Annotated in this window: 18 protein-coding genes; 2 read left to right on the forward strand and 16 right to left on the reverse strand. The window is 36.9% G+C overall.

Features of this window, described 5'->3' with window-relative positions:
* Positions 1-14: 14 nt before the first annotated feature.
* On the forward strand, positions 15-1,259 hold the full coding sequence (locus M1F55_RS03345) for an NAD(P)H-dependent oxidoreductase (protein WP_020903506.1): 1,245 nt from the start codon (positions 15-17) through the stop codon (positions 1,257-1,259).
* Between the two features lie 115 nt (positions 1,260-1,374).
* On the opposite strand, the gene M1F55_RS03350 is transcribed toward M1F55_RS03345, so the two are convergent.
* The 13 genes from M1F55_RS03350 to M1F55_RS03410 form a co-directional block, all read right to left on the reverse strand.
* Positions 1,375-1,632: a DUF896 family protein gene (locus tag M1F55_RS03350; RefSeq protein WP_020903505.1), complete on the reverse strand. Its 258-nt coding sequence runs from the start codon at positions 1,630-1,632 to the stop codon at positions 1,375-1,377.
* Positions 1,633-1,674: 42 nt separating this feature from the next.
* Entirely contained in the window at positions 1,675-3,711 is a 2,037-nt protein-coding gene (glyS, locus tag M1F55_RS03355) for a glycine--tRNA ligase subunit beta (protein ID WP_247947275.1), read from the reverse strand.
* A gap of 211 nt (positions 3,712-3,922) precedes the next feature.
* The gene (gene glyQ / locus M1F55_RS03360) at positions 3,923-4,840 is read right to left on the reverse strand and encodes a glycine--tRNA ligase subunit alpha (RefSeq protein ID WP_247947276.1); all 918 of its coding nucleotides are present in this window, start codon (positions 4,838-4,840) and stop codon (positions 3,923-3,925) included.
* Between the two features lie 203 nt (positions 4,841-5,043).
* Positions 5,044-5,421: a GFA family protein gene (locus tag M1F55_RS03365; RefSeq protein ID WP_247947277.1), complete on the reverse strand. Its 378-nt coding sequence runs from the start codon at positions 5,419-5,421 to the stop codon at positions 5,044-5,046.
* A gap of 268 nt (positions 5,422-5,689) precedes the next feature.
* Positions 5,690-6,532, reverse strand: coding sequence for an aldo/keto reductase (locus tag M1F55_RS03370; RefSeq protein WP_247947278.1), 843 nt, complete (start codon positions 6,530-6,532; stop codon positions 5,690-5,692).
* A gap of 76 nt (positions 6,533-6,608) precedes the next feature.
* On the reverse strand, positions 6,609-8,000 hold the full coding sequence (pgdA, locus tag M1F55_RS03375) for a peptidoglycan-N-acetylglucosamine deacetylase PgdA (RefSeq protein WP_247947279.1): 1,392 nt from the start codon (positions 7,998-8,000) through the stop codon (positions 6,609-6,611).
* 87 nt (positions 8,001-8,087) lie between these two features.
* On the reverse strand, positions 8,088-9,278 hold the full coding sequence (gene metK, locus M1F55_RS03380) for a methionine adenosyltransferase (protein ID WP_247947280.1): 1,191 nt from the start codon (positions 9,276-9,278) through the stop codon (positions 8,088-8,090).
* A 792-nt stretch (positions 9,279-10,070) separates the two neighbouring features.
* A complete protein-coding gene (locus M1F55_RS03385; protein WP_000361394.1) occupies positions 10,071-10,370 on the reverse strand; it encodes a bacteriocin immunity family protein in 300 nt (99 codons plus the stop codon).
* Positions 10,371-11,647: 1,277 nt separating this feature from the next.
* Entirely contained in the window at positions 11,648-12,040 is a 393-nt protein-coding gene (locus tag M1F55_RS03390; protein WP_000443464.1) for a hypothetical protein, read from the reverse strand.
* A gap of 60 nt (positions 12,041-12,100) precedes the next feature.
* On the reverse strand, positions 12,101-12,265 hold the full coding sequence (locus tag M1F55_RS03395; protein WP_000448735.1) for a Blp family class II bacteriocin: 165 nt from the start codon (positions 12,263-12,265) through the stop codon (positions 12,101-12,103).
* Between the two features lie 358 nt (positions 12,266-12,623).
* Positions 12,624-13,949: a GHKL domain-containing protein gene (locus tag M1F55_RS03400; RefSeq protein ID WP_000575877.1), complete on the reverse strand. Its 1,326-nt coding sequence runs from the start codon at positions 13,947-13,949 to the stop codon at positions 12,624-12,626.
* 10 nt (positions 13,950-13,959) lie between these two features.
* The gene (locus M1F55_RS03405; protein WP_001019941.1) at positions 13,960-14,700 is read right to left on the reverse strand and encodes a response regulator transcription factor; all 741 of its coding nucleotides are present in this window, start codon (positions 14,698-14,700) and stop codon (positions 13,960-13,962) included.
* Between the two features lie 10 nt (positions 14,701-14,710).
* On the reverse strand, positions 14,711-15,043 hold the full coding sequence (locus M1F55_RS03410; protein WP_000656277.1) for a LytTR family DNA-binding domain-containing protein: 333 nt from the start codon (positions 15,041-15,043) through the stop codon (positions 14,711-14,713).
* Positions 15,044-15,425: 382 nt separating this feature from the next.
* Here M1F55_RS03410 and M1F55_RS03415 point away from each other — a divergent pair, with 382 nt between their 5' ends.
* Entirely contained in the window at positions 15,426-15,641 is a 216-nt protein-coding gene (locus M1F55_RS03415) for a hypothetical protein (protein WP_000780967.1), read from the forward strand.
* Positions 15,642-15,903: 262 nt separating this feature from the next.
* Here the strand turns inward: M1F55_RS03415 and M1F55_RS03425 are convergent, their stop codons facing one another.
* The 3 genes from M1F55_RS03425 to M1F55_RS03435 form a co-directional block, all read right to left on the reverse strand.
* Positions 15,904-17,247, reverse strand: coding sequence for a DEAD/DEAH box helicase (locus M1F55_RS03425; RefSeq protein WP_004238723.1), 1,344 nt, complete (start codon positions 17,245-17,247; stop codon positions 15,904-15,906).
* 138 nt (positions 17,248-17,385) lie between these two features.
* Positions 17,386-18,201 carry an endonuclease/exonuclease/phosphatase family protein gene (locus M1F55_RS03430; protein ID WP_020903475.1) on the reverse strand — a complete coding sequence of 272 codons (816 nt, stop codon included), beginning with the start codon at positions 18,199-18,201 and terminating at the stop codon, positions 17,386-17,388.
* A 51-nt stretch (positions 18,202-18,252) separates the two neighbouring features.
* The gene (locus tag M1F55_RS03435) at positions 18,253-20,433 is read right to left on the reverse strand and encodes a PTS transporter subunit IIBC (RefSeq protein ID WP_020903476.1); all 2,181 of its coding nucleotides are present in this window, start codon (positions 20,431-20,433) and stop codon (positions 18,253-18,255) included.
* Positions 20,434-20,567 lie beyond the last annotated feature (134 nt).

A 20,567-nucleotide genomic window follows, 5' to 3' on the forward strand; every position in this document is an offset into this window, starting at 1 on the left:
GGAGACCAAAAAGAATGAAATTTGTTGGACTTGTAGGATCAAACTACGATCAATCATATAACCGTAAACTCTTGGAATTCATCCGTCGTCACTTCAAACTCAAATTTGAATTAGAAGTTCTCGAAATTGATGAAGTTCCAATGTTTAACCAAGACGAAAAATGGGACGAAAGCTTCCAATTGCGTCTCTTGTATAACAGAATTACGCGTGCTGATGGTGTCATTATTGCTACTCCTGAGCACAACCACACAATCTCAGCTTCTCTTAAATCAGTTCTTGAATGGCTTTCATACGAGGTTCATCCATTTGAAAACAAACCAGTCATGATTGTGGGAGCTTCTTACTACGACCAAGGTACTTCTCGTGCCCAAGTTCACCTTCGTAAGATTCTTGACGCTCCAGGTGTCAATGCCTACACTCTTCCAGGAAATGAATTCCTTCTTGGTAAAGCTAAAGAAGCTTTTGATGTTAATGGAAATATCACGAATGAAGGAACTGTTAATTTCCTTGAAACATGCTTGGACAACTTTGTAAAATATGTGGGAGTCGTTTCAAAATTGAAAAAACCAAAACCAATTGAGCCAGAAGATTTATATTGTACAAATTCAATTGCAACTACTATCCAAGGTGTTGATCCAGATGATCCTGAATGGGTAGAAAAAGCTGCTGAACTTGTTGGAGCTGTTTCTGGAGATACTTACGTTAAATTAGACCACGGTATCTTGACAGTTAACCAACTTGACATGTTCTTGAAAGCAATGCCATTTGAATTGACATTTGCAGATGATAATAATCAATTCTTGTACTTTAATAACGCACACCAAGACCCAGATACAATGTTTGGTAAACGTGTCCGTGCTCAATCAGGAAATAGATTAGGAACAGTACACGGTACATTGCCAGATTCTAGAATGAAAAACGTTGAATGGGTTGTCGGCGTATTGCGTAATGGGGACCAAGAATATGTCCGTACAATTGTACCAGGAACACCTGAAGGTGTTATTAATACCCATAATTACCAAGCAATGTACTATCCAGATGGTTCATATGCTGGAATCAATGAAATCATCTTTAATTTCCAACCATGGCTTGACTGGTACCTTAATACAACTGGTCAACGTCTAGTTGGTGGAAATGCTGCAGCTCCTGCTGGCGGACATGGTCACGGCGATGCAGATGCTACATCTGGAGCTTCTGATGCAGGTGATGCTGGAGGCCACGGTGGTGGCGCAGACGCTACATCTGGCGCAAGTAACTAATAATAGTTTTGGGAACCATATTGGTTCCTTTTTTAGCGAAAAAAGACTAGCAGACAAAAACTGCTAGTCTTTTGGTTATTATTTTATCTATCCTTATTAAAAGAAAGAATACTTATTATGAATTTGGATCATCGAGACTACGGCCATGTAAACCTTTTTCACGTTGTACCTGACGTAGTTTCTCTGGTGTAACATCATTTCCTTCTTCATCCACAATTTTTATTCCCTCGATGTGGTGACGAACAGTGCGACGATAACCTTCGATGTACTCCTCACGTAGTTTGGCTTGTTCTACTTTTTCTTCTGGGGTCAAGCCTTCTATTTTTTTCTTTTTGGCAAGCTCGTTGATACGATCAATTTTTTTAGGATCCATGTTTCTCTCCTTTATGATAGGATTTAATCCGTTTAACAGATTTTATTTGGTATTGATTTGGTTAAAACGTGCAAGTTTAGCTGCTTTTTGAGTTAAATGAGACAAGATAGCCAAACGATTTTGACGGACAGCCTGATCTTCGGCCATAACCATGGTATTCTCAAAGAATGCATCAATGACTGGGCTAAGAGCAAAGAGTTGTTTCAATTGCTGACTGGCAGATCCTGATAAAATAAGTGATTCTACTGCTTCCGCCAAAGCTTTTTCTTGGTCATTTTCAAAAAGTGCTGAATCAACTGTTGCAACTCCTTCTACCTTTTCAGCCAAGTTAAAGGCACGAGAAAGTGATTCAACAGATGGTTTGAAGTCTTCTTCCTTGCTTGCTTCTACGAGAGCACTTGCTGCTTCCAACATATCCGCCACAACAAAGTTTGATCCTGCAAGAACGGCTTCCTTGATATCTTTTGGAGTAGAACCCATCATCTTATCAACACGAGCCTTGATAAAATCCATAACCTCTGCCTTATTTTCATAAGTCAAGCTATCAAATTTCAATGCATAAAGGCTATCTATCAGCTCGTCCATAGCAATGTGCCAACCAAAGGCATCCAAGATACGAACAACACCTTGGGTCGCACGACGAAGGGCATAAGGGTCATTAGAACCTGATGGAATCAAGCCTACTGAGAAGAAACTCAAAATCGTATCCAATTTGTCTGCAATGGCTAGAATGGCTCCAACCTTGCTCTCTGGAAGTTCTCCTTCAGCTGAAGTAGGCATGTAGTGTTCACGAATAGCAGCTGCCACCGCTGGAGTTTCACCAGCAAGAAGGGCATATTTCTCACCCATAATTCCTTGGAGCTCGTCAAATTCGCCAACCATACCTGTCAACAAGTCAAACTTGTAAATGGCTGCTGCACGAGCTAAGTCAATCGTTTCATCCGCTGACAAGCCTGCTTTTTCTGCCAAGAGAATAGCAATCTGACCAGTACGAATCATGTGTTCACGAAGGGAACCAATTTTCTCATGGAAAGTCACATTGTTTAATTTTTCAACAAGATCTGAAATCACCAATTTTTGGTCTTCACGCCAGAAGAATTCTCCGTCTTCTAAGCGAGCTACCAAGACTTTTTCATTTCCTTTGATGACATTTTCCAAATACTCTGCGTTTCCGTTACGGACTGAAATGAAATTTGGCAAGAGTTTGCCGTTTTGATCACGAACAACAAAGTAACGTTGGTGTTCTTTCATTGAAGTCACCAAAACTTCTTCTGGAACTTCAAGGTATTTGGCATCAAAACTTCCCATAAAGGCAGTTGGGTATTCAACCAAGTTCAAGACTTCATTAAGCAAATCAGCATCAATTTCGATACGTACACCATGCTCAGTTTCGATTGCTTTGATTTGGTCAACAATCATTTGCTCACGTTCACGAGGATCCGCGATTACAAACTGCTTACGAAGGTCTTCTTCGTAGCTCAATGCTGACTGAATTTTGGTTTCTTTCCCCAAGAAACGATGACCACGGCTCACACGATCACCCTTGATATCAAGGAAATCCAAATCAAACTCTTCTTCATCTAAAAGAACAGTTAAAGTGTGAACAGGACGAATGTACTCAAAGCTATTTCCAGCCCAGTGCATGCTGACAGGGAAAGTCAAGGACTTCAAGACATCTACAACACCAGGAACAATGGCTTCAATTGCTTGACCAATTTCTTCCTTAGTGACATAGACATATTCTTCACCCTTGATTTCACGGAATTCAATATCTTCAACTGTCAAGCCTTTTCCACGGACAAATCCTTGAGCTGCTTTGGTGAAGTTTCCATCACTATCCAAGGCAATTTTCTTTGCTGGTCCCTTGAAATCTTCTGTCAAATCAGACTGTTTGTCTGCAAGACCAGTAACTCGAACAGCTAAACGACGTGGTGTTGAGAAGGTTTGAATGGCTTCAAAAGACAGGCGGTTTTCCTTGAGGAAGGCTGCGATTTTTTCGCCTAGTTGTTTTTCACTTGGTGTGACAACATAGGCTGGTAATTCTTCAAGACCGAGTTCTACTAATAAGTTTTTTGTCATGTTTTTTCTCCGAAAATTATCTTTTTATTTTCCAGTTTGCCTTATGTGATGGGCACGCAAGCAACCAACTTCGTTGTTTCATTGCTAAAATTGGAGCCAAAAGTCTCCAATTTTGCCTAGTATCCTTAACTTCACTAAGGATACATTCATCACTGTGGCAACTGGCTCAGGGCTCACTCTGTTCGCCCATTTTCGTAATTTGTCACTCTCTTTATTCTGCGTCTTCTGCTAAGAGTTTAGCACGTGTTGCTTCATCTAAAAGTGGGTAGCCTAGGCGTTTGCGTTCTGCGACAAATGTTTTAGCTACGACACGGGCCAAGTTACGGATACGGGCGATATAGCCTGCGCGCTCTGTTACAGATACGGTACCACGCGCGTCAAGCAGATTAAAGGTGTGTGAACATTTGAGAACATAGTCATAGGCAGGGTGAACCAAGCCTTCTTCCAAAGCACGACCAGCTTCTTTTTCAAACTTATCAAAGTTTTCAAGCAACATTTCTTGGTCCGAAATTTCAAATGAATATTTTGAATGCTCGTACTCAGGCTGGATAAAGATTTCTCCGTATTTTACACCATCAGCCCACTCGATATCATAGACAGAGTCAACCTCTTGGATGTAAGAAGCCAAACGCTCCAAACCATAGGTAACTTCCGCAGTCACAGGGCCAGTTGCCAATCCACCGACTTGTTGGAAATATGTGAACTGAGTGATTTCCATCCCATCAAGCCAAACTTCCCAACCGAGACCAGCTGAACCAGTTGATGGGTTTTCCCAGTTGTCCTCAACAAAACGAATATCATGTTCCAAAGGATTAATTCCCAATTTTTCCAAAGATTCAAGGTAAAGTTCTTGGATGTTTGATGGAGATGGCTTCATGACTACCTGGAATTGGTGGTGTTGATAAAGACGGTTAGGGTTTTCCCCATAACGACCGTCAGCAGGACGACGTGATGGCTCTACATAAGCCGCATTCCATGGCTCAGGTCCGATAGCACGAAGGAAAGTGTAAGGACTCATTGTCCCCGCACCTTTTTCATTGTCATAAGCCTGCATAAGCATACAACCTTGGTCATTCCAAAATTGTTGCAAAGTCAAAATAATTTCTTGAAATGTTAATTTCTTAGACATTGTTTACTCCTTTTTATATAAATTACTTGCGACACGAGTCTGCCTCGTCGATCATACGAGGCAAGACGAGTTAGTACTGCGTCTAGCTCAGGCACTCTAGTGCCGAGCGTGGGGCAGTCCGACTATAAGGAGGTTTCTGCCACTGACGCAGTGGAAAGTCAATTTTTTAGACATTATTTACTCCTTTAATTTATATTATCTTTTTAGATGGATTTATCACGCAACCAAGAAAAGGCTGGATCCTGAAAAATATGACGTTTGGGAACAGTTTGTAAATTCTGATCGCATTCATCTATTGTACCTAATTTCAAAGCACAGACTTCTGGTATATTTTCTTGAACAGTGAAAATTTGACTATGACAGTTCTGGCAGTAATAACGCTGTTTTCCTGGAGAAGAACTATAGGAAACAAGCTTTTCTTTTCCATGCAATACTAGCTTTGCACTGCTAACTTTAGCATTAACTGTGTAGGCAGACGCAGTTGCTTTCCGACAAAATGAGCAATGACAAAAAACTAATTCCGATAATTCCTCATCTAGAGTGTAGGTCACTGCTTTACATAAACAAGATCCTTTAAGCATTATGCTCCTTTCTACTTAGGTATTAGACGAATTCAAAAAGAACCGAATTTCAACACCCAAGCCTTGCGACTAGGGGCGTCAGAAACGCGGTTCCACCCTAATTTATTACTTCATTGTTTTTGAAAATACTACAGAAAGCGCCAGTTCTTTATTTTGCCCTACTTGGCTCCCACTATCCCAAGCTCGCTTGAAGAACGCCATAAGACTTTCTTTCCTGCAGACTATTATATCAAAAATTGGAACAATGTACAATTCTTTTTATGATTTTCTAGAAATCCATATCATCAACTCGTGGAGCACCCGACTGAACAGGAATCGTTTTTAAGGTTTCTCTTTCCTCATGACTCAGTTCAATTCCAAAGCAATCAAGATTAGCCTGAATACGAGACGCTGTGACAGATTTTGGGAGTGGTAAAAATCCTTCTGCCAAGCTCCAGGCCAAGGCTATTTGAGCAACAGACTTTCCGTGATTTGCCGCAATTTCTTGCACTTGCTTGCTATCAAACAGTTCTCCCTGACCAAAAGGCCCCCAAGCTTCCAATAAAATTCCTTTTTCTCGACAGTAATCTACTACTTCCCCTTGATACACACCTGGTGCCAAACGAATTTGATTGACCGCAGGAACTATAGTTGCTGTTTCAAGCAAGGCATCAAAATGATGGGGAAGGAAATTACTAACTCCGATAGCACGGATTTTACCTTCTAGGTATAGATCCTCCATCGCTCTCCAAATCTCAGCATTGCGAGTTTTCCATGCCTCATTTTCTCTTAAAGGTTTTGGGTTCGGCCAATGAATCAAATACAGATCCAAATAATCCAAGCCCAGCTTCTCTAAAGACTCTTCAAAAGCCTGACGAGCTTGCTCATAACTATGATTTGTATTCCAGAGTTTGCTGGTTACAAAAATTTCCTCACGCAGAACTCCACTATCTTGAATGGCACGACCAACGCTTTCTTCATTTTTATAAATAGCTGCCGTATCGATATGGCGATAGCCTGCCTTTAAAGCCTCTAGTACAGCTTGATATGCAATCTCTCCATTTTCAGCTTTCCAGGTTCCAAATCCCAGTACTGGAATTGTAACACCATTGTTTAAAGTATAAGATTTCATTATTTTTCCTTTCTATGAGAAGAAAATCCAAAGAGCCAAATTTTCAAGGAAAACTTTTCTCTTTAGATTTTGTGTATTATTGATTGCGGTCGTAGTAGAGCTGGTGAGCTTTAAGACGAGTATCTAACAAATCTGGAATGGTCACAAAGTCATACCCTTGCCCTTTCAAATAGTCAATAACCTTCGGTAGAGCATTGACCGTCTCAGCATGGATATCATGCATGAGAATAATAGAACCATTCTTGACTTCTCGTTGAATTTCTGTCAAAATCGCTGCTTCATTTTTGTTCTTCCAGTCCAGACTATCCACATCCCACATAATAAAGCTCAAATCAAGGCTATTGCGAATGTCGTCTGTAATGGCTCCATAAGGCGGACGCATGAGTTTGGAACTAGAACCCAACACTTTAGTTAGCGCATCCTCAGTATCAGTAATTTGTTTTTTAGCTTCATCAAGGGAAAGTTTTGAAAGCACTGGATGACTCCAACTATGGTTTCCAATGACATGTCCATCCGATTTCATGCGTTTCAAAATCTCTTCATTTCCAGAAACATTCTTACCTAGAACAAAGAAAGTTGCCTTGATACCATACTTAGAAAGAGTATCTAATGCTTGATTTGTCGTTGCAGGATTTGGTCCATCATCAAAAGTCAGGGCCACTACTTTACGATTTTTCTTTTCATAATAAGCCTTATATAGCTCTGCATCCTTATCTAATAAATAAGAGGACTGAATAACTTCAAAGAAACTAGATACTGGCAAGGCAATCTCGTCTAGATTTTCAACTGACTGACTTGGATAAAGGATAATCTGACTATCCTTGTAATCAAAATTCCATGCAGACAAGTCTTGGTCAGAGAAACCTTTAACAACTTGATCAATCTTTTCTTGCTCCAATTTCTTATCCTGTAAGAAAGAAGTCAGTTCTTTTATCAGTTGCTCTTTAGCCTTACTAGCATCTGAAAATAGTTGATCAAGGGTAAAAGGTTTACCATTTTCTGTCAAATGCACTTTCGCTAGACTAGTTTTTTCAGTCTCTTCAACTTTTGACGAAGTTAAATCATAGACTTGTTTCATCACACTTCGGTTGACAATCCCTTTTAAAGTCGAATCCTGTTTCTCCGTATAATAAAAAACCAGATTTTCCTTGTCTTCCAGATTTTCCTTAATATCCTGTATCATGATTTCTTTTACAGATGAAATCACTTGCTCCCCTTGGAGAGGATAATAGGCAATTACTTCTGCTTGTCCCTTACGAAAATGATCTTTCTGATTTCCCTCACTTAATTGATCATCTTTCTCTTTCTTGAGAGATTCAATCCTTTGTTCAAAACTTTGCTTTGTATATACTTTGTATCCAATCATTGAACCAAGGACGCAAATACTTACTGAAAAGATAACTACCATGGCTATTAAACCGATTCTCTTTTTATCGTGCTCAACACGTTTTGCTCTACTTTTATCCATAGAGATATCATATCAAATTCAGGCTATAATTTCAATTATTTTAGAGGAAATAGTATATTAAAAAGAGGGGAACTCCCTCTTAAAATCTTATTTTACTGCTTCTTTCAAAGCATCTACCTTATCCAAACGTTCCCATGGAAGATCAATATCCGTACGTCCCATGTGTCCATAAGCCGCTGTTTGACGGTAAATTGGACGCTTGAGGTCCAGCATTTGGATTATCCCTGCAGGGCGAAGATCAAAGGTTTGACGAGCTGCTTTTTCAAGCTTGCTTTCAGCTACTGTTCCCGTACCAAAAGTATCGATACGAACAGAAACAGGTTGGGCAACACCAATAGCGTAGGCTAATTGCACTTCTGCCTTCTTAGCCAAACCAGCTGCAACGATATTTTTGGCAATGTAACGAGCCGCATAAGAGGCTGAACGGTCTACCTTAGTCGCATCCTTACCAGAGAAGGCACCTCCACCATGACGAGAATAGCCACCATAGGTATCCACGATAATCTTACGACCTGTCAAACCTGAGTCCCCTTGAGGTCCACCGATTACAAATCGACCAGTCGGATTGATGAAGAATTTTGTTTGCTCATCCAAGTAAGAGGCTGGAATAACCTCTTTGATAACCTTATTAATGACATCATTGTGAATTTGTTCGTTGCTGGCTTCTGGATCGTGCTGAGTTGAAATAACAACTGTGTCCACACGTACTGGACGGTCATTTTCATCATACTCAACCGTAACTTGTGATTTAGCATCTGGGCGAAGATAGCTAATTTCCCCAGACTTACGAAGTTCTGCCAGACGACGAACCAATTTATGACTGAGTGAAATTGGCAAAGGCATGAGCTCTTCTGTTTCATCCACTGCAAAGCCAAACATGAGACCTTGGTCTCCAGCACCAATTAAGTCCAGCGGATCTTGATCTGCATTTCCACGAACCTCCAAGGCTTCGTTAACACCTTGGGCAATGTCAGTAGATTGTTCCACCAAAGATGGATGTACTCCTACAGTCTCAGCAGAAAAACCATATTCTGTATTAGTGTAGCCAATCTCTGCAATGGTATCACGAACCACACGGTTAATATCCACATAAGCATTTGTAGATATTTCACCAAAAACATGGACTGAACCAGTATATACAGCTGTCTCAGCAGCAACGTGCGCCTCTGGATCTTTAGCTAAAATAGCATCCAAAATCGCATCCGAAATTTGGTCTGCAATCTTATCTGGATGCCCCTCAGATACAGATTCAGACGTGAATAATTTACGTTCTGACATAAAAATGTCCCCCCTTAAAAATAGTGTTATAGAGTTACAAAGTACTGATAGGTATTTTCATTTTCTAAGAGTTACAACGCGTAAGAAATAAAAACGATACTTTTTTATTTCTGAAGCTAGTAAGGCGCATAGGGTGACCGCATTATAGCGGCAACCGTAGAATGACGAACGACTTTTGAGCCGTCATTCTTTGCGAGTTGCGACTCGAAAGAAAAAATAGAAATTTCTACCATCTTATCGGGACTATATAACTTTACCATTATACCATTTTTAAACTCAATTTGCAGTCTATAATGTAGTGTTTCTGTATAGATAGTTCGTTCTCATAAAACAAAAAGGATTTAATCCTGTTATATACAGAATTAAATCAAAATCTGAATTGTTTTTAAATTTTTTATACTCTCTAAAAACACCTCTATAATACATACTCAGACCTAATATAGCAATAAATTTATGAATAATAGTATTTGATTTGAATAAAATGTTAATGACTATCCCAGTCATTATAAAACTAATTGCAATTATCAAACGCTGCTTCATTTGTACCTCAACTTTCTATTTCGTAGAAAAAAATTCAGTTCCTATCCAAAAGCCTATAATAGCTCCACCATATCCCCTTAAAGAAACAATCCCTTCTCAAAACATGAGAGTTCACCTTCAATGCTGGATAGCATTGCTTCATCCATTACTTCAAATTGTTTCACCTTTGTATTCATCACGAATATTTCCTTACATTTATATTAATTTTTTATCTTGTTACAAATTTGGTAAGTTTTTTCTGCTCATTTTTCCTTATCTCGTTATACCAAAAGAAATTAATCCTTGAGCTAGATTTTTACTCAATTCTCCATATGTGGCAATTTCTTTATAAAATGTCGCAACCTTTGGGCTCAATGATTTCTGACTATGAATCCCACTAACAGCCTGCTGACGAAGAGCTTCTGCCAACTCCATGACAACTCTCTGTTCATTTTTTGTATTCTCTAATAGAGTTTTATAACGTAATAAAATATCTCGTTCATTTTTATGAATCTCTGTATCTAAAATCAAATTGTAAACCTTATTGAGAATTTCTTCTGTTCTCTTATCCATAAATTATCCTCTATAACCTGAAAGACAATAGCTCCTACCCAATGATGATATCCAACCATTAGCCATGACATCTTTAGTTAACTCAAAATCACACTTAGTTACAATATCCCCATTCTCAATTTGGAAATTAACAGATGAAACATTGTCCAAACATGTAATGAGGCGAAAAAGTATCGTCATCACAACCTTATAAAATTCCCTTTTGGTTTATTCCTTTTAAACCTATACAAATTAATAGTAGAGTGGCTATGATATCAACAATATCTTGTGACTTTAGTAAAGACAAGACTCCTAGAGAAATAATGTAAAATATACTAATTACTTTTCTCGTTATAAACAAAAACTACCTGCCGCTAGCCCGCCTGTTGAAATCGCAAATGTAACACCAACAAGACCAGTAAATGCAGTTAGACCTATATAAATTGACATACCAACTCATACTCCACAAGTGGGATTTAATCCACCAGAGTACTCTTGTAAATCACTGTTTTTTAGAATTGAAAACTGACTCATTGAACTATTCATTGTACATCCTCTCTTTTTAGCAAACTCGCATAGCTGTATCACCACCTAGAATCGCAGCACCAGCAGGTCCAGCGTATAAAAAGCCTATCTCAGTCATCCCTGCCCTACCTGAAATACATGCCAAATCATTTTTACCTCCTTCAACACAATAATAGAAAGAGCATCAGCTTTGAACACATTAACTTGTTCTATTGTTTTTGTATCCATGATGAATATCTCGTATATAATAGAAATCTTTTGTCAGATTATAACCTTGACAAGTTCAGTATAGCAAAACAAAATCGATTTTTATCACAAAGTATTTACATGTTGCTAACTCCACTTATCTTCAAATTTAAATAGACACATTATCGGAGTTATCAAAAAGTCTTGAAAAAGTCCAGAATGATTATAATCTGATTACCAAAAATATGATTTAGACATAATTAGTTAATATCATTCTGCATTACTAGTTTAATTTGATACAGTGCAAATCGAAAAATTATTAGCAATAATAAAAAGCCATTTCCAAAAAACAAGAAATACATTGCTAAATCACTCTTTAAATAGTATAGAAACCAAATAAGCATCCAAAGTATGCTCATTTTTATAAAGATATTACTTACTATCCATTCAATCTTTAGCAAGAGATAATTAACTATGTTCATTATAACAATCTCCATATTTCCATCCTCATCATATCTATAGCTCAATCACTTTACTACTATGTCTCAAAATAATTTATTATTATATACTATAAGTAAAACGCTAACTCATTCTTTTTTTGAAATATGTAATTCGATATTATTCGAGCAAATAATGTATACTACTGTAAATAACACTACAAATATATGAGTATAAAATAATACAGATGACGACTTATAACCATCTATAACGACAAAAATAATTGATAATAGTAACAGAAAAAATGTAGGTGCTAAAATCTTTTTAATAAATTGCTTGTATCGATTAAAGCATAGTTCAAAACTAATGTTTCCTCTCTTCTTATTATGCGTTAATAAGTGAATCAGCAACTCAAAAAACACACTACCTACAGAAAGAACTAAAACTTCGCTTATTGGAACATTTAGAACTATTCCAATCACACCTATTATAAAAAAAGATATAAAAAGAGCTAAAATTAGCCTAAATTCACCACTTTCCATCAACTAACCCCTTTTCTATAAAAATCTAGCGATAGCCCATATAGCTGTGCAATATTGTGCTCATAAAACACCTCCAGCCCAAGTTCCAGCTCTTGGTGCAACCAAACTACCAATCATTGCTCCTGCTAATGTGCAAACTTCCCCTGCACTAGCTGTTCCTCCCTCAATACTAGCCAACATTTCGGTATCCAAAACATCAAATTGAATCGTTGTCTTTGTTTCCATGGGGAATACCTCCATATTAATTTTTATTATTTTTGTCAGATTATAACCTTGACAAGTTCAGTATAGCAGAACAACAGAGATTTTTACCGCTAAGTCTTAAAATGTACGATTTTCATCACGAAACGTATTTTTTCATGATTTGTAACCTTTCAAGATTAAAAATAAATCATTTTAAAATTTATTCCACAAATCGCTGCTAGATATTGTGAAGTCGTCACTCTAGCTTTTTTGCCCAGTTTTATTGTTATGACTATTTCCTAACTCATTTACAGGAACTAGCTAAAAAATAATGTATATAAAGTCATAACAAAAGAATCCCCCTTAAAATATTCTATAGAATATTTTAAGGGGGACTCTTTTAAAGTTCTATTTCCAAGATCTGTGTAAAGACATAATTTTTACTTGTTGTTTTCAAACATACATTTGGATAAGATTTTAAAATTCTCCGAACATTGGCCAATCCTATACCCCGACCTACGCCTTTTGAAGAATTGTCACGCTTGAATATATCTCTCAATTCTATCTCTCTTTCTAAAGTAGAATTTTTTACAATCATGACTAATTTATTCCATTCTGTATCCTCAAGGAAACAAACTGCTATTCCTCCTTCTGCTGCGGACTCTATAGCATTATCTAACAAGATAGAAGTAATTGTTAAGAAGTCTATTTGTTCCATATTTTTTATAGAGAACTGTTCACCAATCTCCAGGGAAACTGGAACAGATAAGTTTTGGGCCTCCGATAACTTAGATAATAGTAAACTCTTTAACGCCAAATCATTGATATTTCTTAGATGTGCTACATCAAAACGCTTGCCTTTTAATTTTTCACCAGAATTTTTCAAAACACTATCATAAACTTGAGAAACCAGATTAATATCTTTTTGATCTATACCTATTTTTAAGCTCGATAAAATATTAGCATAATCATGTCTAAAGCTTCTAATTTCTTGATACAGCCCCTCAACTTGTTGACTATAATTACTAAGATTTTGCAATTGAATTTCTTTTTGTAGAACGACTTTCTCCTGTAGTTCTTGAAGTAATCTTCTATCCAAGAGATTAACAAAACAAATAAACAATAAAAAGTAAACTGCTGTCCATAATTCTTTATAATCCAACATTCTATCCCAACTTACTTTATCACTGTAGTTTATATAAGATGGTAAGATAAAATAGGCTAGCATTAAAATATCCGCAGTAATTAAAATAAATTTTGTCTTTCTATCCAAGTTCTTTATTTTTAAATGACTAAAATTATATCGAAAGAGACTAATAAGAAAAAACACAATAATTTCAGCTAATAAAGAGAAAATCATTGTTCCTAGATTAGTTTCATATAGTCTATACAATATTGGAATCTTAGAAATTATAAAGTAACCTAAAAAATTTTTGATGACATCCCAAAATCCAAGTGGAAATAATGAGTAAAAAAGTAATAAAGAAACCTTACTTCTTAATTTACCAATAGACAAAGTATATAGGATAAAAAAGGTAGGATAAAGCAATAATGACCCAAGAAAGTAAAATCCAGTTGATTTAAACAAAACAATAAATAGTAATGATAAAAGATGGAACAGAATAATGGACATTACTACTTTTTTTAGATTTAATCTCTCACCTACAACCTTAGTATGGATACATAACAATAGAAAAACACCTATAATATTTAGAAAAAATATCATCTAAATCTCCTTAGTCATGAAGTCTTTCGATAACTTTCATAAGTGGACGAATTTTTAATCTAGAGACAATACAAGAGGACCCGTTCTGAAAATGAACTAACCGATTTTCTTTATCAATTAAAGATATATTATAAGGATTTACGATAAATGATCTATGACATTGAAATAAACGTGGTTCCTGTTTAAGAATATCTGACAATTGTCCATAAAATTCAACTATGTCTCGTTTTGAATAGAGAGTCAACTTATGAGCAATTGTTGATGTTTCAATATACAATAAATCTTTAAAAGGGACTTGAATTTGAGCTTTGGATCCTGTAAATATAAAAGAGTCCTCAGATACTGTTATTCCTTGATTATCGCTAACACTTAAAATAACATTTTCAATTCGTTTGATAAATAATGGTTCAGGTAATTCTTTATCAATGAAATCAATAGCTGATACTAAATATTCAAAAGATACAGGCATAAACTCAGAATGAGATGTTACAAAAGCAATCACTGCTTGAGAATCAAGTTTTCTAATTTCTCTAGCAACGTCTAATCCTCTTTTGTCATCATCTTTTATTTCAATATCAAGTAAAAATAATTGATGATTTCCTCTCTCTGAAATGTCCTCTAAAAGCTGTTGAGGTTTTCCATAAACCTCAAAATGCCTATACTCAATCTTATTATCCACCAAAATTTTTTTGACAACATTTTCAATTCTAGTCTGTTGTAAAAAATTATCTTCTAGTATAAAAATATTCACTACTTCACTCCTATATATTTTTCCACTGATTTTTTAATATTGTAAAGTGTCTTCTAGAACAAGCGATGTCTGATACTCTATCATCCATAAACATAATCGTTCTTGTCTCATGATTAAATCCTGCTATTTTATCTTTATTCACAAGAAACTTTCTATGGCATCTAATAAGTTCTTCTGTACTTTCCTCTTCGATTTTAGCTAGTGAGGTTGAAGCTTCAAAATTCCCTTCTGCTGTTACAAAAAGAACAGCATGGGCTTTTGTTGGGTGAGTTGTAACATAATAAATTTTAGAGAGTGGTACCTTTACTATAGCTCTATCTTGATATAAAATATAGTCTTTCATATTTAGCCTCCTTCTATCAGTTTAATCTTATCAGAATGATGGAAATTAAATTATAAAAATCTCAAATGGTTTCTATACTATCTCAAATGGTAAAAATTTTCTTAATTTAGACATTTCATGATAAAATAGATACTTTTTAGTATCTCAATAATATTAATCTTTCTTCATTTGATAAACTAATTTCTAATGAAAGGAAAGCTATGAAGGCAATTCAAATTTTACACTACTCTTTATTTGGCTATATTTTATCTCTGTATTTAAAATATTATTTCTTAAAAAAACATTCAAAAATACAAAAATTTTACAAGGACATAAGATTAACTACAAATATAAATCTTCTACTTATTTTATCATAAAATCAGGGTCTCTAACATCTAAAAAAATGAAACTCTATTTAAAATCTATCCAATTTAGTTCAAAAAAATCAGAAGTCATCATCATAGGCAGTCAGATTGATTATGATGAGCTTTACCGAAACCACTATAGTGTGTTTGGTGTTATAGACATAACTAATAATAAATCATTAAAATATATTAAAGAAAAAATTCATTTTTACTTGGAAGAGCTCTATGAATTTAAGAAGGATAAGAGTGATTAAGTCTATGAAATAAAGTTTCAAGTCTTATAACTTTATATCCGTAATCACCTATCCATTAATTTTGATTTCTTCCTCCATATGCTAGAGTTTGATATCAAATTTTAGTGTCATCTTAAAGTAGTCATATTTTGTCAGTCTTCTTTTTTCTGAATTATTGAAATTGATTAGAACCTCTACTATTTTATTGATATGAGCTAGTTTATTATGTGACTTTCAGTCACATAATAGAAAAAGTTGGAGCTCAGTACTCCAACTTTTTCTATTAAAATGTTTGGCGTTTTGCTTTACGCTCTGCACGACCACGTGCGCGATTTTCAGCGCGCTTGGTCTTGCGGCGTTTTTCATCAACCGCCCATTGAATTTTCTTCTTATAACCTGGTTTGACTTTTTTCTTTTTCTTTTTAACCAAACCAATCATTTCGATATCAAGTTTATCTTGTTTTTTCTCACGGTTGGCACGACGATCACGGTCATAAGTATCTTGAAATTCCCCGTCTTTGACCATTTTAGGAGTAAACTTGATTCCCAATTTCTCCAACTCACGGATATCCGAGTCATCACTGGGTTGGTAAAGGGTAATAGCTGTACCTGGTAGGCCATTTCTTCCAGTACGACCAACACGGTGAACAAAGAAAGATAAATCTTGCGGAATGGCATCATTGATGACATGGCTGACACCTTCAATGTCAATCCCACGCGCTGCCAAGTCTGTTGCGACAATGTACTCAAAATCCAGATTTTTCACCTGGTTCATGATACGCTTGCGTTCACGAGGGGCAATATCTCCATGAATCTTCGCTACCTTCAAGCCTTGAGCAGTCAGATATGAATGCAATTCATCAGCACGCATTTTAGTGTTAACAAAAATCATTGCCAAATACGGTTGCATCAACTGAGTTAACTGGTAAATTTGAGCATTCTTGTCACGTCCCTTTGTAGAAATCAACCAATTATCAATGGTATCAGAAATGACCGTTTTGGTCTTGATTTTCTCCATAACAGGATTTGACAAGTATTTTTTCAAGAATGGTTGCAGTTTTTGTGGGATAGTCGCTGAGAAGACCATGAATTGCAAGTCTTTTGGAAGGCTTCCAGCAATCTTATCAACAGTTTCCAAGAATCCCATATCCAAGGTCATATCTGCCTCATCGACCACAAAGGTCTTAGCCTTGTGAATAGCTAGGTCACCAGACTTAACTAAGTCATAAATACGGCCAGGCGTTCCGATAACAATATGAGGCTGGTTACTTGCCAATTTGTCAATCTGGCGAGCCTTATCCGTACCACCCACATAATTAACCACACGAACTTCGACATCTGAGTGGGCTGCAATCTGACGGGCTGCTTGGTAAATTTGAGTAGCTAATTCACGGCTCGGTGCAGTAATGACTGCTTGAACACTATCGTCGGCTTCATCTAATTGCTGGAAAATCGGCAATAGGAAAGTGTGAGTCTTACCCGAACCTGTTTTTGATTCACCGACTAGGTCACGACCTGTCAAAACAATAGGAATCAACTTGTCTTGCACCTCTGTTGGAGTTGTAAATTTCAACTCCTCCAAGGCTTCACTAATATATTTTTTAAATTGAAATTTCGTAAATGACATAATATCCTCGATTCTATCTATCCTATCAATTATACCATATTTTATTCCATTTCAGTAGTCTCACTTATTTAGGCTATTTCTAGTAGCTTCTCTAGTAAAAAAGGCTGGAATTTGTGAATCCCAACCTCTTTTCAGTCATTATTTCCAGTTTAAAATAGCATTCAAGCCATAGTGATCACTAACTTGCGGACCCTTGTTACCATCAAATACGACATGTAAATTTTCCACCTCTAACTCTTTGGTAGTAAAAACATAGTCGATTCGAAGGGGTTCTGTATTCCCCTTCCAGCCATCAATTTCTGGTGGAACGGTATAGCTACCGCTTTTCTCTTGAGCAACTTCAAAAGCGTCTTGTAAGCCTAATGGACTAGCTAAAATAGCTTGGTAACCTTCCTGACCTGCTGGATTGTTGAAATCTCCAGCCAGCAAAAGTGGCTTGTTCAATTCTTTCAAGACAGCCTCAAATCGCGCCCATTCTTCTTGGAAACCTTTATCCCACCAAGAAAGGTGGACACTGGCAACTGCAAGGTCCTTGCCATCAACTACAGTTTCAGCCAGGGCGACACGGCGAGTATGATAGTCTGTTGGATCATCCACATCTGAAACCAAAATTTCTCTTGCTTCAATAGGTGTTTTAGACAAGATAGCCACACCTTCATGGTAGCGGTCATAACCAATATGGTTATAGGCCCAAGTCCAGTAGTAATCTTTCCCTTGCTCTGACAACTTTTCAACCAAAAGTCTAACATAATGGTCTTGGTGAATAGGCTCAGCTGCTGGCAAAGCTTGATAAAGGTCATTAACCTCCACCACTGGCGAAGTGATCTCCTGATTGATTTCTTGGAAACAAATCAAATCATAGTCTTTTTCAAGAATATCCTCAAGCAAAATCTGGAATTTTTCCTCTGCTTCTTTCTCCATCCAACTGTGAGTATTGAGTGTTAAAAATTTCATTCTTTTCTCCCAAAATAAGAGGTTGGAATACAGCTTCCAACCTCAAGTATATTACAATTCTACTTTAGCAACTGCTGTTTTAGCTGCAAGAGAACCTGTTTTTTCTAATTTAACTGATTTAATTGCATCACCATTTGTGAAGACAACTACTGTTGAAGTTTCACGTCCTGCTGCACGGATAGCATCCAAGTCAGCTGTGACAAGAAGATCTCCTGCTGCAACTTTTTGTCCTTCAGCAACATGAACTGTAAATGGTTTACCTTCAAGACTTACTGTGTCCAAACCAATGTGAACCAATACTTCAAGACCTGGTTCAGTCACAATACCAAGAGCATGTTTTGTTGGGAAGATGCTTGATACAGTACCTGAAACTGGAGATACAATGTTTCCATTTGCAGGTTCTACTGCAAATCCATCACCCATCATTTTTTGAGCAAATACTGGATCTTTTACTTGTTCCAAAGCAACAACTTGACCGTCTGCTACTGAGTAAACTTCCTCAGTAAGACCTTTGAAGTGAACAGTGTTTTGTTGTGCTTCAGTCATTTGGCTTGGAAGAGTTTCAGGAATGATTTCACCTGAATCAAGGATATCTTGGATATCAGATTTCAATACGTCTGCTTTTGGACCGTAGATAGCTTGAACTCCTTGTCCTTTCATGACAAGACCCATAGCTCCTTCTGCTTTCCATTGTTCTGCATCACCGACTTTGTCAGCATCTTTTACAGTTACACGAAGACGAGTCATACATGCATCAACATCAACGATGTTTGCACGTCCACCAAGAAGGTTAATAATGTTTACAGCTTGAGAGCCTGCTGCAACTTTCACTTCGCTACTAGCTTCTTCTGAACCTTCAGCAGTTTCGTAATTTCCGTTACGTCCTGGAGTTGCGTAGTTGAATTTTTGAATCATGAAGTTTGCGATAAAGTACATGATTACGGCAAAGAGAACAGTTACCCAGATAAAGTTAACGATATCCATACCAATACCAGCATTAATTGCTAGTGGTGTACGAGTCAAGAATTCAATTGAACCGAATGAGTGGACACGTAGGTTTACTACGTCAGCCATAGCGAAGGCAGCACCTTGAACAAGTGAGTAAACAAGATACATAGGTGTTGCTACAAACATGAACATGTATTCGATTGGTTCAGTAACCCCTGTCAAGAATGTTGCAAGAGCTGTCGCAATCATCATACCTTTATATTGATGTTTCTTATCAGCATCGACATTACGGTAGATAGCAACGATCATACCCATCAAGATACCGAATGAACCGATCATTTGTCCAACTTTGAAACGAGCTGGGTGAACAGTATCTAACAATTGTTGGTAGTGACTTGCATCTGTACCTTTAAGGTTAACAAGGTCTGTTACCCATGCAAGCCATAGTGGGTCTTGACCAAATACTTGAGTACCTTTAGCTGCACCAGTTAAAATGTCATAAGTACCACCAAGAGCTGTGTAGTTCATTGGGATAGTCAACATATGGTGAAGACCAAATGGCAAGAGCAAACGTTCCAAAGTACCATACAAGAATGGTGCAAGGATTGGAGCAGTTTCTTGTGAGTTGGCAATCCAGATACCAAAGCTATTGATACCTGTTTGAACTACTGGCCAGAAGGCAGCAAGTAGAATTGCAGCGATTGCTGAACGAAGAATAACTACAAATGGTACGAAACGTTTCCCGTTGAAGAATGAAAGTGCATCAGGAAGTTTACGGAAGTTGTAGTATTTATTGTAAGCAGTTGCCCCTACAAAACCTGAGATAATCCCTACAAACACACCCATGTTCAATGCTGGAGCTTCAAGAACACTAATGAAGTAATCAGCAACTTTGATTGAACCACCAAAGAGAGTTGTGACCATAGCATCTGGATTTTTCAACATATCTCCTGATACACCAAAGATTGTACCAGTGATACGGTTAATCAAGATGAAGGCAAGACCAGCGGCGAAAGCACCACCAGCACGTTCTTTAGCCCAGCTTCCTCCAATTGCTAGGGCAAACAAAATGTGAAGGTTACCGATAACCCCCCAACCAATTTGCTCAAGAATTCCACCTGTAACTACAAGTGGTGCAAAAGTTGGGTTAATCATTACGATAGACTTACCGATTGAAATCATCAAACCAGCAGCCGGCATAACCGCGATAACCACCATCAAAGCCTTACCGAATTTTTGCCAAAACTCGAAAGACAAGACATTTTTGAATGTATCTTTCATCATTCAAATCTCCTTTATTTTTATTTAGGCAAACGTTTTACGAAAACGTTTGCACTTTCTATAATTCAATTATACCACTTTAATTTTTTTTGTAAAGGCTTTTATAAAAAAAAGTAGACTTTTTTCTAAAATTTTTG

The sequence above is a fragment of the Streptococcus mitis genome (genome assembly GCF_023109235.1).
Lineage (GTDB): Bacteria > Bacillota > Bacilli > Lactobacillales > Streptococcaceae > Streptococcus > Streptococcus mitis_DA.

What these genes read in the sequence shown, in the direction of transcription:
- M1F55_RS03345 (WP_020903506.1), top strand. Translation starts at nt 15, where the DNA reads ATGAAATTTGTTGGACTTGTAGGATCAAACTACGATCAATCATATAAC.
- M1F55_RS03350 (WP_020903505.1), bottom strand. Translation starts at nt 1,632, where the DNA reads ATGGATCCTAAAAAAATTGATCGTATCAACGAGCTTGCCAAAAAGAAA.
- glyS (WP_247947275.1), bottom strand. Translation starts at nt 3,711, where the DNA reads ATGACAAAAAACTTATTAGTAGAACTCGGTCTTGAAGAATTACCAGCC.
- glyQ (WP_247947276.1), bottom strand. Translation starts at nt 4,840, where the DNA reads ATGTCTAAGAAATTAACATTTCAAGAAATTATTTTGACTTTGCAACAA.
- M1F55_RS03365 (WP_247947277.1), bottom strand. Translation starts at nt 5,421, where the DNA reads ATGCTTAAAGGATCTTGTTTATGTAAAGCAGTGACCTACACTCTAGAT.
- M1F55_RS03370 (WP_247947278.1), bottom strand. Translation starts at nt 6,532, where the DNA reads ATGAAATCTTATACTTTAAACAATGGTGTTACAATTCCAGTACTGGGA.
- pgdA (WP_247947279.1), bottom strand. Translation starts at nt 8,000, where the DNA reads ATGGATAAAAGTAGAGCAAAACGTGTTGAGCACGATAAAAAGAGAATC.
- metK (WP_247947280.1), bottom strand. Translation starts at nt 9,278, where the DNA reads ATGTCAGAACGTAAATTATTCACGTCTGAATCTGTATCTGAGGGGCAT.
- M1F55_RS03385 (WP_000361394.1), bottom strand. Translation starts at nt 10,370, where the DNA reads ATGGATAAGAGAACAGAAGAAATTCTCAATAAGGTTTACAATTTGATT.
- M1F55_RS03390 (WP_000443464.1), bottom strand. Translation starts at nt 12,040, where the DNA reads ATGGAAAGTGGTGAATTTAGGCTAATTTTAGCTCTTTTTATATCTTTT.
- M1F55_RS03395 (WP_000448735.1), bottom strand. Translation starts at nt 12,265, where the DNA reads ATGGAAACAAAGACAACGATTCAATTTGATGTTTTGGATACCGAAATG.
- M1F55_RS03400 (WP_000575877.1), bottom strand. Translation starts at nt 13,949, where the DNA reads ATGATATTTTTTCTAAATATTATAGGTGTTTTTCTATTGTTATGTATC.
- M1F55_RS03410 (WP_000656277.1), bottom strand. Translation starts at nt 15,043, where the DNA reads ATGAAAGACTATATTTTATATCAAGATAGAGCTATAGTAAAGGTACCA.
- M1F55_RS03415 (WP_000780967.1), top strand. Translation starts at nt 15,426, where the DNA reads ATGAAACTCTATTTAAAATCTATCCAATTTAGTTCAAAAAAATCAGAA.
- M1F55_RS03425 (WP_004238723.1), bottom strand. Translation starts at nt 17,247, where the DNA reads ATGTCATTTACGAAATTTCAATTTAAAAAATATATTAGTGAAGCCTTG.
- M1F55_RS03430 (WP_020903475.1), bottom strand. Translation starts at nt 18,201, where the DNA reads ATGAAATTTTTAACACTCAATACTCACAGTTGGATGGAGAAAGAAGCA.
- M1F55_RS03435 (WP_020903476.1), bottom strand. Translation starts at nt 20,433, where the DNA reads ATGATGAAAGATACATTCAAAAATGTCTTGTCTTTCGAGTTTTGGCAA.